This is a genomic window from Chryseobacterium sp. (assembly GCF_022712095.1).
Taxonomy (GTDB): domain Bacteria; phylum Bacteroidota; class Bacteroidia; order Flavobacteriales; family Weeksellaceae; genus Chryseobacterium.
The window spans coordinates 1-14,748 of the sequence record NZ_JALAHD010000031.1 but is presented as its reverse complement, the minus strand read 5'-3'; the positions used below and the strand labels follow the sequence as shown (position 1 = coordinate 14,748).

At 34.7% G+C, this 14,748-nt stretch carries 18 protein-coding genes and 1 pseudogene; 4 read left to right on the top strand and 15 right to left on the bottom strand.

Features of this window, described 5'->3' with window-relative positions:
* Positions 1-47: 47 nt before the first annotated feature.
* From Q0A18_RS01500 to tpx, 13 genes and pseudogenes are all read right to left on the bottom strand, one after another.
* A complete protein-coding gene (locus tag Q0A18_RS01500) occupies positions 48-395 on the bottom strand; it encodes a hypothetical protein (RefSeq protein ID WP_292008398.1) in 348 nt (115 codons plus the stop codon).
* A 12-nt stretch (positions 396-407) separates the two neighbouring features.
* Positions 408-962: a sigma-70 family RNA polymerase sigma factor gene (locus Q0A18_RS01495; protein WP_292008397.1), complete on the bottom strand. Its 555-nt coding sequence runs from the start codon at positions 960-962 to the stop codon at positions 408-410.
* Between the two features lie 153 nt (positions 963-1,115).
* Positions 1,116-1,574, bottom strand: a complete 459-nt coding sequence (locus Q0A18_RS01490) for a hypothetical protein (protein WP_292008396.1) — start codon at positions 1,572-1,574, stop codon at positions 1,116-1,118.
* Positions 1,571-2,011 (bottom strand): SRPBCC domain-containing protein, encoded by a 441-nt coding sequence (locus Q0A18_RS01485; RefSeq protein ID WP_292008395.1) that lies wholly within the window; start codon positions 2,009-2,011, stop codon positions 1,571-1,573. The genes Q0A18_RS01490 and Q0A18_RS01485 overlap by 4 nt, the downstream gene beginning before the upstream one ends.
* A gap of 41 nt (positions 2,012-2,052) precedes the next feature.
* Entirely contained in the window at positions 2,053-2,886 is an 834-nt protein-coding gene (locus tag Q0A18_RS01480; protein WP_292008394.1) for an SDR family oxidoreductase, read from the bottom strand.
* Positions 2,887-2,932: 46 nt separating this feature from the next.
* Positions 2,933-3,799 (bottom strand): VOC family protein, encoded by an 867-nt coding sequence (locus Q0A18_RS01475; RefSeq protein WP_292008393.1) that lies wholly within the window; start codon positions 3,797-3,799, stop codon positions 2,933-2,935.
* Positions 3,800-3,829: 30 nt separating this feature from the next.
* Entirely contained in the window at positions 3,830-4,093 is a 264-nt protein-coding gene (locus Q0A18_RS01470) for a DNA-directed RNA polymerase subunit alpha C-terminal domain-containing protein (protein WP_292008392.1), read from the bottom strand.
* A gap of 35 nt (positions 4,094-4,128) precedes the next feature.
* The gene (locus Q0A18_RS01465) at positions 4,129-4,542 is read right to left on the bottom strand and encodes an SRPBCC family protein (protein WP_292008391.1); all 414 of its coding nucleotides are present in this window, start codon (positions 4,540-4,542) and stop codon (positions 4,129-4,131) included.
* Between the two features lie 79 nt (positions 4,543-4,621).
* On the bottom strand, positions 4,622-5,053 hold the full coding sequence (locus tag Q0A18_RS01460) for a VOC family protein (RefSeq protein WP_292008390.1): 432 nt from the start codon (positions 5,051-5,053) through the stop codon (positions 4,622-4,624).
* An 86-nt stretch (positions 5,054-5,139) separates the two neighbouring features.
* Positions 5,140-5,730 (bottom strand): Crp/Fnr family transcriptional regulator, encoded by a 591-nt coding sequence (locus Q0A18_RS01455; protein ID WP_292008389.1) that lies wholly within the window; start codon positions 5,728-5,730, stop codon positions 5,140-5,142.
* Positions 5,731-5,749: 19 nt separating this feature from the next.
* On the bottom strand, positions 5,750-6,961 hold the full coding sequence (locus tag Q0A18_RS01450; RefSeq protein WP_292008388.1) for a DUF763 domain-containing protein: 1,212 nt from the start codon (positions 6,959-6,961) through the stop codon (positions 5,750-5,752).
* A 37-nt stretch (positions 6,962-6,998) separates the two neighbouring features.
* Positions 6,999-7,385, bottom strand: a pseudogene (locus tag Q0A18_RS01445) (glyoxalase superfamily protein).
* 105 nt (positions 7,386-7,490) lie between these two features.
* Positions 7,491-7,988, bottom strand: a complete 498-nt coding sequence (gene tpx / locus Q0A18_RS01440; RefSeq protein ID WP_292008387.1) for a thiol peroxidase — start codon at positions 7,986-7,988, stop codon at positions 7,491-7,493.
* 262 nt (positions 7,989-8,250) lie between these two features.
* Between tpx and Q0A18_RS01435 the strand changes: the two genes are divergently transcribed.
* Both Q0A18_RS01435 and Q0A18_RS01430 read left to right on the top strand, forming a co-directional pair.
* Entirely contained in the window at positions 8,251-8,727 is a 477-nt protein-coding gene (locus Q0A18_RS01435) for a DNA starvation/stationary phase protection protein (protein ID WP_292008386.1), read from the top strand.
* A gap of 189 nt (positions 8,728-8,916) precedes the next feature.
* On the top strand, positions 8,917-11,136 hold the full coding sequence (locus tag Q0A18_RS01430; RefSeq protein ID WP_292008385.1) for an NADP-dependent isocitrate dehydrogenase: 2,220 nt from the start codon (positions 8,917-8,919) through the stop codon (positions 11,134-11,136).
* Positions 11,137-11,247: 111 nt separating this feature from the next.
* Here Q0A18_RS01430 and Q0A18_RS01425 read toward each other — a convergent pair whose 3' ends face one another.
* The gene (locus tag Q0A18_RS01425) at positions 11,248-11,673 is read right to left on the bottom strand and encodes a hypothetical protein (protein ID WP_292008384.1); all 426 of its coding nucleotides are present in this window, start codon (positions 11,671-11,673) and stop codon (positions 11,248-11,250) included.
* Positions 11,674-11,832: 159 nt separating this feature from the next.
* Here Q0A18_RS01425 and Q0A18_RS01420 point away from each other — a divergent pair, with 159 nt between their 5' ends.
* A complete protein-coding gene (locus Q0A18_RS01420) occupies positions 11,833-13,113 on the top strand; it encodes a hemolysin family protein (protein ID WP_292008383.1) in 1,281 nt (426 codons plus the stop codon).
* A 154-nt stretch (positions 13,114-13,267) separates the two neighbouring features.
* The gene (locus Q0A18_RS01415; protein ID WP_292008382.1) at positions 13,268-13,555 is read left to right on the top strand and encodes an N-acetyltransferase; all 288 of its coding nucleotides are present in this window, start codon (positions 13,268-13,270) and stop codon (positions 13,553-13,555) included.
* On the opposite strand, the gene Q0A18_RS01410 is transcribed toward Q0A18_RS01415, so the two are convergent.
* Positions 13,552-14,646, bottom strand: a complete 1,095-nt coding sequence (locus tag Q0A18_RS01410) for an MBL fold metallo-hydrolase (protein ID WP_292008381.1) — start codon at positions 14,644-14,646, stop codon at positions 13,552-13,554. The two genes, Q0A18_RS01415 and Q0A18_RS01410, sit on opposite strands and share 4 nt — an antisense overlap.
* Between the last annotated feature and the right edge of the window lie 102 nt (positions 14,647-14,748).

The window sequence follows — 14,748 nt, the reverse complement described above, 5'->3', positions numbered from 1 at the left end:
ACTACTTCTTTTTATATAGACGAATGCGTTTTATATTTTACTTTAAACTATTCGTTATTTTTTTGAAAAAAACTTCCGGAGCATTTCTGTTTCCACATTTCTCTGAATTTTTCTCTTTCTTCTGAAGAAAAGTTGCCCATCTTTTCCATCATTTGCTTTCTTTCTCTGAAACCACCTCCACAGTTATTTCTTCCGAATTTCCCATGGAAGCCTCCAAAAAGTATTTTACTTAATACAAGGATTCCCATAGCCTGCCAGTAATTAATCTCTTTTACTCCTATAATTTCAGGAAGCAAAGTATTCCAAAGCCACATTACAACTCCTGTAACGGCAAGGAAAATAAGAGGTGGGCATAATATTAAAAGGCCCCATCTTTTTTTATGTTTAGTATTCATGATATCTTCTTTCTAACTGTTTAAATCATCGTATAATTCTCTCAATCTATTTCTTAAATGCTTCACCGCATAATTCTTTCTGCTGATGATGGTCTTAATATTTTCCCCCTGTTCGTCTGCTATTTCCTGAAGTGTTTTACTGTTCAGTTCATTCTCTTCATAAACCAATCTTTGCTTTTCAGGGAGCTCATTCAGTGCTTCAAATAATTTTTTCCAGATCTCATCCTGAAATATCTTAAGTTCAGGACTGGCTCCTTCATCCAATAATAAAATATCTTTGATTGAGAAACCACCGTCTTCGTCTTCATATACAAAGTCTTCCAGGTTTTCCGTTTTCTTTTTCCGGTAACGATCTGTAATTTTATTGGAGGTTACTCTGTATAGCCATCCACCTACATTTACGATCTCAGAAAGATTGGTAAGACTGCTGAACTGATACCATACTTCCTGCAGGATATCTTCGGCATCTTCTGTATTCTTCACTTTGGGGCGAATAAAAGACATCAGTTTTCCTCCGTACTTGGAAACGGTCTGTGAAATGATATTTTCTTTCTCCTCCTGTGGCATTATTATTTTTTCGACAACCTCCATATATTACTATGACGATTATACTTTTTATTTTACTTTAATAATATTAAAAAAAATTTCTATTTAGTCTTAAAACCAGAAAACGGAAAGCAAATTACTCTCCGTCTTGATATGATGTGAAATAATGTCAGTTTAATTCAAGTAAATCCCGAAATACCAGGTCCATGCAATCAGGATAAACTGCATAGGAATCCTTTCTTTATAAAGATAGCTCATCCCGGGCCCAGAGTAATCAGCTTTGAATAAATTTACTCTCTTTTTTGAAGAATTAATATTGGCAATAAAAACCAAGACATAGAACATAATGAGTAAAAATGCTGTCAATTCTCTAATCGGAGGGATCATTAAGCCTATTCCGGCAACGATTTCCATAATTCCTGTCACATATACCCAAAACATTTTGGCAGGAATAAAATCCGGTATCATCATCGTCATTCCTTTTTGAAATTTAAAATGTGCCAAACCGGTAAATACAATAAATACTGTCATACCCAAATTCCCGGCGAATAAAAAATTCCAGTTTCCTTCAAAAAGCTTTGTCCCTATTAAAGCAAGGATAAAAGTTACAAAAAGAATGGTCAGCAGCTTCATGATTGTTCTGCCAAATTCTTAACTACTTCAAGCCCTTTTATAAATCCAGTATTTATATCCTCTTTCCATTCTCTTTCTACCTGGACTTCAGCATGCAGTTTGGTTTTTCCATCCAGATCGATAAGAAAGTATTTTTCCTGAGCACCCTGCCAATCTACTATATCTTTACTTTGAGTATCCTCTACTCCATCTTTCACCATGCCAAGATGCTGAAATATAACTTCATGAGGTTCATTCAGACTTTCTATCGTTGAAACCATTCCTTCACCATTGGCATTAAGGAAATAAGTCTTTCCTCCTACTTTCCAATCCGATTTCATGGTCGAGTCAGGGCTAAAGAAACGGGTCCATTGATTATAAGTTTCTTCTCCCCATAAAATATCCCATACTTTCTGTAATGGAGCATTGATTTCTGTTTCGTACGATAAAGTTTCCATATTTTTTAGTTTTATGATTATGGTATAAATATTATTCTGAATTAGCCTCCTACAAAATCACCTCCATTAATATGAATGACTTCTCCGGTAATAAAATTAGCATCCTCAGACGCCAGAAATACAAAGGCAGGTGCTACTTCCGAAGGCTGTCCCGCCCGTTTCAACGGAGTATCTTTTCCAAAAGCTGAAAGGTCATTAAAAGTTTCTTTTACAAGAGGAGTCCAGATGGGGCCGGGAGCAATTCCATTAACAAGAATTTTCTTTTCGGCAAGATTAGTGGACAAGGAGCGGATAAAAGATAAAATAGCACCTTTAGTCGCAGCATAATCAATCAAATGATCACTTCCTCTATAGGCAGTAACAGATGTTGTACAAATAATCCTGCCACCACTTTTTATCAAAGGAAGAAAATCTCTCGTAAAGGAAATCATAGAAATGATATTGGTATCAAAAGTTTCCTGGATCTGCTCATCAGAAATTTTTTCAAGGCTATTTTTCGAAGTATGAATTCCTGCATTATTAACCAGAACGTCCAGGTTTTTCCAGGTCGATTTAATTTTCCCTACACATTTTGTCCTGAAAACTTTCTTAGTAAGATCACCTTTGAGTACCATACAGGTTCTCCCCTCTTTTTCTACAAGCTTTTTGGTTTCTTTAGCATCTTTATCACTTTCTTTATAAATGATAGCTACATCTGCACCTTCTCTTGCAAAATGAACTGCTACCGCCTGTCCTATTCCGCTATCGCCACCTGAAATAAGTGCTTTTTTATTGAGAAGCTTTTTACTTCCTGTATAGTTCTCACGGATAATCTCAGGAAACAGTCCTTCCTTAGGAACTTTCGATTTTGATTTTGACTTGTTCTGTGTTTTCATAAGCAAATCTTTTATCAATTACATCAAACACCAAGCCGAAATCAATTTAAGAATTATAAGCGTTTTCAAGATCCTGAATAATAATTTTCCGCATTTTCATCATAGCCTGTACTACTCTATGCGCTTTTTCCTGATCAGCATCATTCATCAGTTCAATTAACCTTTTGGGAACAATCTGCCAGCTCAACCCATATCTGTCTTTCAGCCAGCCACACATACTTTCTCTTCCTCCTCCCGAAATAAGATGGGACCAATAAAGATCTGTCTGCTCCTGGTTATCCGTCATTACCACCATAGAAATCCCTTCATTAAAATCAAACTGATGATCATAAGAATTATCCATACAGAATAAGCTGTAGCCATCGATTACGAAATGAGCATGCTGAACATTCCCCGGATCTTCTGTGATATCATGTCCTTCACCTCCGTCCTTATATTTTAAAATATTTCCAATTCTGGAATCAGGAAATATCTTTGTATAAAAATTCATAGCTTCCATTGCTTTCCCATTATTCTGATGAATAAACATGAGTGTAGGAATTATCTTTTGGTCTCCAGCCTTCTCTCCCAGGAACAGCTGCCAGGTAACTCCAAATTGATCACGAACCCAACCATATTTTTTACTCCATGAGTAAGAATCAAGCGGCATTAAAGCTATTCCGTCTTGTATCAGCTGATCCCAATATTTTTGAACCTCATCTTCTGTTTCACAAATAACCATAAATGAAATAGAGGCATTTTTCACAAAATGAGGACCTCCATTCAGAAGCATCAGCTTCTGCCCGAAAAGATCTATATTTAAGACGACTGGCGTATCAGTAGTGATCTTTCCGTCAAATACTTTACAATAAAAGTCTGCCGATTGCTTAGCATCTCCGTCATACCAAAGACACGGGAATATATTATTATTCATGATTTTAAATTTAAGGGTGGGTGTTATTATCTACCTGACTAAAAAATCCGGCAGATCATTATTTTTAAAAGAAACCTGATGTTCCTTCATATAATCTTTAAGTTTCTCTATTGTACTCCTCCCAAATCCATGAAGATTCAGAATTTCTTCTTCGGAATAAGCGGAAAGTTTTTCGAGTGAATTTATTTTCTCTTTTTCCAGAGCCCGCCTTGCCGGTATCGCAATTACACCTTCCAAAAAATTTCCATTTTCAACATGATTAACTGCATAAATGGAATTGAGGGATTTTGCCATTATTACTAAATTGATCATCGTTGTGCAAAAAAGGTTTAGTTTTTTTCTACATACTTATGAAAGTTATTGAGAATGGAATACCATCCTTCTCTCTGCATTTCTACGGAGTTTTGTTTTTCCGGGTCAAAAATCTCCGTTACTTTCGTGGTAGTTTCGTCAATTTTATCAAAAATCACCTCTACATTTCTTCCATCTTCCAAATGATATTTGATCTTTTGATTCGGAATAACCTCATCATAGATGCCTTCAAAATCAAATCCGAAGCTTTTATCTTTTGCTTCCATTCTGTTCCTGAACTTCCCTCCCACTCTGAGATCGTTCTCTGAGCTTGGACATTGCCAGGTTTCATGGGCAAAATTCCACTTTATAATATGTTTTGGGGTATTAAAATAGTCCCATACTTTTTCTACAGGCGCTAAAATCGTAATGTCAATTTTGATCAGATCCATACTTATATTTTTTATTGGTTTATTAAATGAAGGGTAACTAAAATATAATTACCCTTCCCTAATTTAGCTAAATATAAGATTATTTCCTGAATTCTGCATTATAATTAACCATCCAGTGAATACCATACCGATCTTTAAAGCTTCCGAAATAATCACCCCAGAACTGATCTTCCAAAGGCATTTCAATATCTCCGTCTTCAGAAAGTCCTTTAAAAATCCGCTCAGCTTCTTCCCTGGAATCAGGGAAAATAGAAACATAATTATTATTTCCCACTGTAAGATTCTGCCCGAATGATTGTACAATATCAGAACCCATCAGTAAATCATTACCTATGGGCAATGCAATATGCATGACTCTGTTTTTCTCTTCTTCAGAAAGATTTTCTGTGCCGGGCGCATTTCCCATTCTGTAAACTTCCCCAAGAAACTCTCCTCCGAATACAGATTTATAAAAAGTGAAAGCTTCTTCTGCCTTACCATCAAAATTGAGGTATGAATTTAATTTAGTCATGATTTCTTGATTTAAAATTATTATAGATTATTAAACCAAAATTAGACAGATCATCTTAAAACCTGCTTGCCATAGGACAAGTTTTGTTATTTATTGTAATGAGAAACCAATTCTTTTCTGATCCGGCTTAAAGAGGTATCGGTAACTCCGAGATATGAAGCTATTTGTTTAAGGGGTGCAAACTGTACTACCTTAGGCTTTTGTTCCAGAAGATTCAGGTATCTACGGGTAGCAGAAAGGGTAAACATTTCCACAGAACGTTGTTTATAGACAAAAAGTTGTTGAGACATCCATGCTCTTCCCCATTCTCTTAGATTAGGTATTTTATGAAATAAATCCTCAAAAGTCTCGAAATCCATTTTCCAGCCTTCACAGTCTGAAATGCATACAATATTCTCCTGACTTGGAATTCTTTGAAAAATAGAAGAAACTTCAATTACAATTTCATTTTCTGTGAAAAAATGAGTGGTTACTTCATTACCATTAAAATCATTGACAAATGAACGCATCAATCCTTTTTCAAGAATATAATACTCATTAGCTATTTTTCCTTCATCTAAAATAGAGTCTCCTTTATGAAATCTTACTTTTTCATGAGCTTTAAATACTTCTTCTAATTCCTCATCTGTAAAAAAGGGAAAGTCATAAGAAATTTTTAATGATTCATTATAATCCATGTATGAATATTTAATCAGGTTAAAATAAGGTCAGCTGAATTGATTTCGGTTTTTCCGGCTTCTGAGCATCACCAAAAACAGTTTTCCCTCCGAATCTCCATGAATTTTGACGTTCTTCTTCAATAACTTGCTGAATATCGAAATCAGGAGTAAAATTCTTCTCTGTATCTTCTATGACTTTATGGAGTTTATTCAATGTTTTCAGTTTATCCGAATTACCAAGCTTTGATTTTTCGATTCCCTTTTTAAGAATATGAATACTCTCATCATACACCTTTGTAGGAACCGGAAAAGGATGTCCATCTTTACCTCCATGTGCAAAAGAAAATCGTGCAGGATCGTTGAATCGTGACGGAGCACCATGAATAACTTCACTTACCAGTGCTAAAGACTGCATTGTTCGTGGACCTACTCCTTCCAACATAAGCAGATCTTCAAAATTTTGAGGCTGCTGCTCCCTGGTTACATACAGAAGAGCACCTAGCCTTCTCAAATCTACATCTGAAGCCTGAACATCATGATGAGCCGGTAAGATAAGCCTTGAAAAATCACTCATGATCTGTGCAGAGTCCGTATGGGAAATATCCAGAATTCCCTTCCTGTTCTCAGAAGCATCAACATCCGTCAGATTGAGAATCTTTCCTCTGGAAACACCATTAATTCCAGTATGAGGTTGTTCAATAAATGATTTAATATTTTCAGAATGCCAATGATAGCGCCTTGCTGTATTATCAGATTCATGCATTCCCTGTTGTACCACACTCCAGCTTCCATTGTCAGCCAGAATAAAATTATGTAAATACAGCTGATACCCATCTTGGATAGCCGTATTGTCAACCTTTGCAGAAAGCTTACTGGCTTTTACCAGTTCATTTCCATCCAGCCCGGTTTTATCAGCAATCCGAATCAATTCTGCAGGAGTTTCTCTAGAAAACTTCCCCTTTCCACCACAAATATAAATTCCCAGTGACTGAGAATTGGGGTTGATAGCACGTTTTAAAGCCCCCATTACGGAAGTCGTAATTCCGGAAGAATGCCAGTCCATGCCCATTACAGCTCCAAAACTCTGGAACCAAAAAGGATCCGCCAAACGTCTTAACACCTCATCTTTTCCATAATCCATCAGGATCACTTCCATAATGGATAATCCAAGTGCAGACATACGTTCATACAGCCATGGCGGTACTTTTCCATAGTGCAAAGGTAAATCGGCTGTTCCTGAACGTTTCATTAAATTAAATTGAGGGTAAGAATTTTATTTTTCAAAGTTAGTGAATTGAATTAAACTCAATATTTTTGTGTTTACTTTCATCATACTTTTCATTAAAAAGAATTGTATTTCCGAAGGGATCATGGACAGCAAAGAAAATTGCATCATAAAATGTCTTTTCAAGTCCGGGTTTATTATATTTATAATCCTTTCCTTTGAACTCCTTATGATAATCAGACACTCCTTCTTCCCAGATAAAAATACGGCTCTCGGGAGTTTCGTCTCCATAATGTTCACTTCAATGCAAAACAATATCTTCTCTTCTCATTTCCATATAAACCGGAGTGTTTTCTTCGAAATGGTGCTCACAGATAATCTCAAAACCCAGCCAGTTTTTATAAAATTCTACAGCTTTTTCATAATCCAGAATTCTTAAAACAGGAATAAAATAATATGATCTGCTTTCATTATATACTTTTTAAACTCAAAAAAACCTTGTGAAAAATGAGATTCCACAAGGCCAGTATAAATTATTTTCTTTTGTCTTATTTTATTTCAATGCATTGATGGCTGCACTGTAATCAGGTTCGCTTGCAATTTCAGGAACCTGCTCCACATACACCACTTTGTTATCTGCATCGGTAACAATCACAGCCCGACTCAGCAGCCCTTTCATCGGAGAGTCTGTAATAGTCACTCCATAATCATCGCCAAAACTTCCCCTGAAATCAGAAAGTGTTTCCACATTATTTAGCCCTTCTGCTGCACAAAATCTTCCCAATGCAAAAGGAAGATCTTTAGATACATTAATAACGACAGCATTATCAAGAGAAGAGGCTTCTTCATTGAATTTTCTAGCTGAAGCAGCACAAACACCGGTATCTATACTCGGAAAAATATTGAATACTTTTTTCTTTCCTTCAAAATCCGAAAGTGTTTTCACATTCAGATTTGAATCGACAAGTTCAAATTCCCTGATTGCAGTTCCTACAGATGGTAAAGTTCCTGATGTATGTATTTCGTTGCCCTTTAGTGTAATCGTTGCCATAATCTAAGTTTATCTAAATTTTATATACTCAAAAATAAATAATATCAGCCAGACTGCCATTTCTTAAAGGTTAAATATATCATAAATTTACTTTATTAAATAAGCTTAACATAAGAAAAATATTAAAAAAAAGTTCTATTTTTATATAGTTTATTTAAATCGGTAATATTAATTTTAGCAAAAATAAAAAAGCTATATTGGCTTATAAATTGATAAATTTACTACTGTCAAAACAAAATAATTAACTTAATTTTTTAAATATATGAAAACACAAATCGGGATTAATCCAAAACAAACAGAAGGTATTGCAGAAATTTTAGAACCACTTTTAGCAGATGAATTCTTACTTTATTTAAAAACGAGAAATGCTCATTGGAATATAGAAGGTCCGGATTTTCACACAGTCCATGTTTATTTTGAACAATTGTATACAGAATTGGAAGATGTTATTGATGAAGTAGCAGAAAGAATCCGTAAAATTGGACATTATGCACCTGCTACAATGAAAGAATATCTGGAACTGACTCACCTTTCTGAAAAGAGAGAAAATAAAAACAACAGTTTAAGCTATATTAAAGATCTTCTTTCTGATCACGAAGCTATTATTATGTATTTAAGAGGAAGCATTGATCAGATCAATGAAAAATTTGAATATGACTATGGTACTTCTGATTTTCTGACTACTTTAATGGAACAACATGAAAAAACAGCATGGATGCTAAGATCTCATTTGAAATAAATTGAAAATCCATTTTGTTACTATAAAAAACCGCTCATTCAAATGGCGGTCTTTTTTTTGGATTTCAAAGATGAAAACTACAGAAATTCCGATATTTATTCGGTTAAAAAGTCTAAAAAACTATTCAGAATTTTAAAAAATGACTAAATTTGTGAGATTTTAAATTTTGAATATAAATACCAAATAATAATGTCAGAAAAATCGAAAATTTATTACACCCTAACGGATGAGGCTCCAATGCTTGCCACTCACTCATTCTTACCGATTGTAAAAGCTTTTACTAAATCTGCAGATATTGAAATTGCAGTTCCAGATATTTCTTTAGCAGGGAGAATTTTAGCTAACTTTCCTGAGTTTTTAAAAGATGATCAAAAAATAAGTGATGCTTTGGCGGAACTGGGTCAACTGGCCACTACACCGGATGCCAATATCATTAAGCTACCTAACATTTCTGCTTCCGTTCCTCAGTTAGATGCAGCAATTGCAGAATTACAAGGAAAAGGATTTGCAGTTCCTAATTATCCTGCAGAGCCTAAAAATGATGAAGAAAAAGCAATTAAAGCTAAATACGCTAAAGTGTTAGGAAGTGCAGTAAATCCTGTATTAAGAGAAGGAAATTCTGACAGACGTGCCCCAAAGGCCGTTAAGAATTACGCTAAAGCTAACCCTCACAGAATGGGAGATTGGGCATCTGACAGCAAAACAGATGTTGCCTATATGAACAGCGGGGATTTCTATGGTACTGAAACTTCAACTACTTTAGAAAATGCCACTCAATATAGAATTGTTTTCAAAGGAACTGATGGTTCTGAAAATGTATTAAAAGATTTCGCTCCCCTTCAGGCTGGTGAAGTTATTGATTCTTCGGTAATGAATCTTAGATCGTTGAAAACTTTCGTTCAACAGGCTATTGAAGAAGCTAAAAATAAAAATGTTCTTCTTTCGGCGCACTTAAAAGCTACCATGATGAAGATCTCTGATCCTATTATCTTTGGAGCTATTGTTGAAACATTCTTTAAAGATGTTTTCACTAAATATGCTGATACTTTCAAATCTTTAGATATTAATCCAAATAATGGTCTTGCTGATCTTTTTGAAAAAATCAAAGGAAATGCTCAGGAAGCCGATATCAAAGCTGATATTGAAAAAGCACTTGCTGACGGACCAAGAGTGGCAATGGTAAATTCTGATAAAGGAATTACTAACTTCCACGTTCCTTCCGATATTATTGTCGATGCTTCTATGGCTGCACTAGTAAGAGGCGGAGGAAAAATGTGGAATAAAGAGGGTAAAGAAGAAGATACCGTGGCAATCATTCCTGATCGTTCTTATGCTGGTTTCTATCAGGCCGTAATTGACGATATGAAAGCTCATGGAAAATTAGATCCTACAACGATGGGATCTGTTCCAAACGTTGGATTAATGGCTCAGAAAGCTGAAGAATACGGTTCTCATGATAAAACTTTCCAGGCTGCTGCTGACGGAACTATTGAAGTTCAGGATGAAGCAGGAAACGTTCTTCTTTCTCAAAAAGTGGAAAAGAGTGATATCTTCAGAATGTGTCAGACCAAAGACGCTCCTATTCAGGATTGGGTAAAATTGGCAGTAAACAGATCAAGACTTTCTGATACTCCTGCTATTTTCTGGTTAGATAAGGGCAGAGCACATGACAGAGAAATCATCAAAAAAGTAGAAAAATATCTTAAAGATCATGATACTACAGGTCTTGACATCAGAATCCTTGATGTAAAAGATGCAATGACTGAAACATTAAAAAGAGCCAGAGAAGGTAAAGATACAATCTCTGTATCCGGAAATGTATTGAGAGATTATTTAACAGACCTTTTCCCTATTCTTGAATTGGGTACTTCTGCTAAAATGCTTTCTATTGTTCCATTAATGAACGGTGGTGGTCTATTTGAAACAGGAGCAGGAGGTTCTGCACCAAAACACATCGAGCAGTTCCTTGAAGAAGGATATTTAAGATGGGATTCATTAGGAGAATTCTTAGCATTACAGGCTTCTTTAGAACATTTGGCACAAACTCAGGGAAATACAAAATCTCAGGTATTAGCTGATGCATTGGATGAAGCTAATGCTAAGTTCCTTGCAACTGACAAATCACCAGCAAGAAAAGTAGGACAAATTGATAACAGAGGGTCTCATTTCTATTTAGCAATGTACTGGGCAGAAGCTTTAGCTAATCAGACAGTTAACCCTGAAATAGCTGAAAAATTCAAGCCGATTGCTGAAAAAATGCACCAGAATGAGGCTAAGATTAACGAAGAATTAATCGGAGCACAGGGAAAACCTCAGAATATTGAAGGTTATTATAAAGCTGACGAAGCTAAAACCTACGCAGCAATGAGACCAAGTGCTACATTAAACACTATTATTGACGGAATTTAATCCTTCATTATAAACTAAAAAACCTCTCAGCTGAGAGGTTTTTTATCTATAAGAAATCCCGATTGTATAATCGGGATTTCTTGTGAAAAAAATTTATAGTTGATAATTGAGTTAACGTCTGTTATCATGACCTCTGTCATGCATAGGTTCCTGTTTCTTAGAAACTTTTTGTTTTGATTTCACATCATTGTTTTTGTTTCTGTTATAAACAGCCGTAGGGTTTTGTCCCTGATAATACTTATTTTTAAATTGTTTATATTTTTCTTTACCCAAAATTTTTTCTATTTCAGCATATCTGTCTGTTCTCCATTTATCCGGATTTTTAGAATATTTCTTATCCCATGAATTATAATCGTTATACCTATCATTAAGTGCGTATAACTGATTTTTCTGCGTTGTAGACAAAATTAATTCTACCGCTACATTCTGCCAGTTTAGATCTGTAATACTCCTTCTGTAATCGTTATAATAATCTGACTGCGCATATCCTAAACTAAACATACCTAGAAAGAAGGCGGTTACTAATATATTTTTCATTTCCTTTTTATTTAAAGTTTAACTATAAGCATAAGGTCAATTAAAATGCCAATTCTCAAATCATAATTGCCAATCTTTGTTAAAATAATCATAACTAACTGATAATGTTGAAAATAATTTTTACATTTAACATAAATCATCAAGATATTAATTCCCATTATGGAGATATTCATTATCCTACTACTTATTTTACTTAACGGAGTTTTCTCAATGTCGGAAATGGCATTGGTTTCTTCTAAAAAATTCAAACTGAAAAATGAAGAGCAAAAAGGAAATTCCAATGCAAAAACGGCTGTCCAGCTTTCAGAAAATCCCAATAAATTTCTTTCTACAGTTCAGATTGGAATTACTTTGATCGGAATTTTATTAGGAATTTATTCAGGGGACAAACTTACTTCGGACCTAGCAGTATATGTTTCAAAAATTGAGGCTATTTCACACTATTCAAGAGGTATTGCCTCTTTTATCATAGTTCTTATCATCACATTTCTATCCATCGTTTTTGGTGAACTGGTCCCTAAAAGATTAGGATTAAAATTTCCGGAAAGAATTTCTATCCTTATTGCCAAGCCTATGTACTGGCTTTCTCTTTTAGCATCTCCTTTCGTATGGCTTCTTACCGTAAGCAATATTGCCGTATTAAGAATCGTTGGAATAAAAGATGATGAGAAAGAAATCGTAACTGAAGAAGAAATAAAGTCTATTATTCTGGAAGGAAAAGAAGGCGGCATCATTGAAGAAAAAGAACATGATGTATTAAAAAATGTCTTTGAATTAGGTGACCGGAAAGTAAATTCACTAGCCACTAACAAATCAAAAATCATATATCTCGATGCTGATGATAATTATGAAACGGTAAAACAAAAAATTAAGACTTGTTCTTTTTCCACTTATCCGGTAACAGAGGATAATGATCTTGACAGGATCATTGGAATTGTAAAAATGAAAGATCTTTTCGATCTGGATCATGAAAATTTCAATATACGAAAACATCTGAGAAAGGTAGTTTTTGTAGGAGAAAATTCTTATATCTATCCTTTAATGGAAAGTTTTCAGAATAACAGATCTCATATTGCGATCATCATTGATGAATATGGAACTACAAAAGGAATCATTACATTAAATGATATATTGGATGATCTTGTGGGAAGCTTTCCCGACGGAACCGAAGAAGATCCTGAAATCATACAACGGGATGAAAACTCCTGGCTTATAGATGGCGACTGCTCGATCCATGATTTTAAAAAATATTTTCACATAGAAATTGATGAAGGAGTGGAAAAAAAATTCATTAGTATTTCAGGGTTATTCCTAGACCAGGCAGATTCTATTCCTAAGACCGGAGATAAAATAAAAGCCGGAAATCTTATCTTAGAAATCGTAGATAAAGACAGGAACAGAATTGATAAAATTCTGGCCACCCGAATTAAGAATACTTAAAAGATATAAGTATATTTTCCATTCTTCAAATTTAAAATGATTATAAATTTTGTTAATATTACTAAATATCAACGGGTTATATCATTTTAATTTGTAATTTTAAAAAGAGATTATTCTCAAACTTAAATTTCAGTCCAATCCAAATCTCATAATTATGGAAAATATAAAATTCAGAATATCTCCGTATCAGGATGAATTGCAGATATTGATTAATGAGAAGAAAGCAGGCTATATGTCTATAGAAGTAGACGGAAGATTACTTTCCGTTTATTATACTAAACTTGATAAAGAGCGTGAAGGACATGGCTTCGCTAAGATGCTACTGGATGAGCTTGTTCGCTATGCTGAAGAAAAAGATCTAATGGTAGACCCTGAATGTGATTTTGTAAGACAGCAATTCGAAAACCATCCGAAAAGATATAAGGGAATCTGGCATACTTAATCTTCCCACCATACTTTGAACTGGTGATCAGCACTATTTAAATCTACAGGTTCTCCGATCATAGGTGTGAGAATGGTAAGGTTTCTTTGCTTCCCAAGGTGCGTAATACTTTTCAGCGGTTCATTCCATGCATGAAGCGCCAATGCGAACTTTGCAGAATGTACAGGAATAATATTTCTGGCATTGACATCCAGACTCGCCTGTATAACATCCTCAGGTAAAGCATGAATATATTTCCATGCTTCATTGTACTGCCCGTTTTCTATAATAGCATAGTCAAAAGGACCGAATTTTTCACCGATCATTTTAAAATGGGTATCGTAACCACTGTCACCACCCAAAAATATTTTTTTACTTAGAGTCTCCAAAACATAAGATGTCCAAAGCGTTCCGTTTCTGCTAAACCTGCGCCCGGAGAAATGCCTGGCCGGAGTGTAGGTAATTTTAATATTGTTTTTTAAAAGAACTTCTGCTCCCCATTCCTCTTCTATTAATTGATCTTGCTGATAACCCCATTTTTCAAGATGCGCACCTACTCCTAAGGGTAATATCACCTTATCTACCTTAGGTCTTATTGATTTTACCGTAGGATAATCCAGATGATCATAATGGTCATGGGTAATTACCAGATAATCCAGCTGAGGAATATCTTCAGGTTTAAAAATATCAGATCCCAGAAAAGCTTTATTAAAAAATTTAACTGGCGAGCCATAAGAACTCAACACAGGATCTATTAAAAAAGAAACGCCATCCGTCTGAATATAATAAGAGGAATGCCCCAGCCATATAAAAACATCTTCATCTTTTGGAAGATTCTTGAGATCTGTATGAATCGAAGGAATTATTTTATGTGGCTTTAAATAAGGATCTTTTTTAGCAAAAAAGAAATCATACATCACTCTAGGCATACTATAACCTTCTGCAATAGAAGGGGTAGGACTTAAATTCTGAAACTGCTTATTTTTATAATGTACAGATTTTTTCATTCTGTCCAGCCTTTTACCTGCCGGCTCAGCCCCAAATACTTCTCTTCTGGTAAATAGATTGTAAATAAGGATCAGTAAACATATAATGAATAGTAAGTAAATCATTTGTCTTTATATAAAACGGCATCAAATGTATTAACTTTTGTATTTAAATAAAAATATGAAATGCTGTCTTCGTATTTTCTAACTAAAATTATTATGTTTTTT

Coding starts and splice junctions, on each gene's coding strand:
- Q0A18_RS01500 (WP_292008398.1), bottom strand. CDS start 395: ATGAATACTAAACATAAAAAAAGATGGGGCCTTTTAATATTATGCCCA.
- Q0A18_RS01495 (WP_292008397.1), bottom strand. CDS start 962: ATGCCACAGGAGGAGAAAGAAAATATCATTTCACAGACCGTTTCCAAG.
- Q0A18_RS01490 (WP_292008396.1), bottom strand. CDS start 1,574: ATGAAGCTGCTGACCATTCTTTTTGTAACTTTTATCCTTGCTTTAATA.
- Q0A18_RS01485 (WP_292008395.1), bottom strand. CDS start 2,011: ATGGAAACTTTATCGTACGAAACAGAAATCAATGCTCCATTACAGAAA.
- Q0A18_RS01480 (WP_292008394.1), bottom strand. CDS start 2,886: ATGAAAACACAGAACAAGTCAAAATCAAAATCGAAAGTTCCTAAGGAA.
- Q0A18_RS01475 (WP_292008393.1), bottom strand. CDS start 3,799: ATGAATAATAATATATTCCCGTGTCTTTGGTATGACGGAGATGCTAAG.
- Q0A18_RS01470 (WP_292008392.1), bottom strand. CDS start 4,093: ATGGCAAAATCCCTCAATTCCATTTATGCAGTTAATCATGTTGAAAAT.
- Q0A18_RS01465 (WP_292008391.1), bottom strand. CDS start 4,542: ATGGATCTGATCAAAATTGACATTACGATTTTAGCGCCTGTAGAAAAA.
- Q0A18_RS01460 (WP_292008390.1), bottom strand. CDS start 5,053: ATGACTAAATTAAATTCATACCTCAATTTTGATGGTAAGGCAGAAGAA.
- Q0A18_RS01455 (WP_292008389.1), bottom strand. CDS start 5,730: ATGGATTATAATGAATCATTAAAAATTTCTTATGACTTTCCCTTTTTT.
- Q0A18_RS01450 (WP_292008388.1), bottom strand. CDS start 6,961: ATGAAACGTTCAGGAACAGCCGATTTACCTTTGCACTATGGAAAAGTA.
- tpx (WP_292008387.1), bottom strand. CDS start 7,988: ATGGCAACGATTACACTAAAGGGCAACGAAATACATACATCAGGAACT.
- Q0A18_RS01435 (WP_292008386.1), top strand. CDS start 8,251: ATGAAAACACAAATCGGGATTAATCCAAAACAAACAGAAGGTATTGCA.
- Q0A18_RS01430 (WP_292008385.1), top strand. CDS start 8,917: ATGTCAGAAAAATCGAAAATTTATTACACCCTAACGGATGAGGCTCCA.
- Q0A18_RS01425 (WP_292008384.1), bottom strand. CDS start 11,673: ATGAAAAATATATTAGTAACCGCCTTCTTTCTAGGTATGTTTAGTTTA.
- Q0A18_RS01420 (WP_292008383.1), top strand. CDS start 11,833: ATGGAGATATTCATTATCCTACTACTTATTTTACTTAACGGAGTTTTC.
- Q0A18_RS01415 (WP_292008382.1), top strand. CDS start 13,268: ATGGAAAATATAAAATTCAGAATATCTCCGTATCAGGATGAATTGCAG.
- Q0A18_RS01410 (WP_292008381.1), bottom strand. CDS start 14,646: ATGATTTACTTACTATTCATTATATGTTTACTGATCCTTATTTACAAT.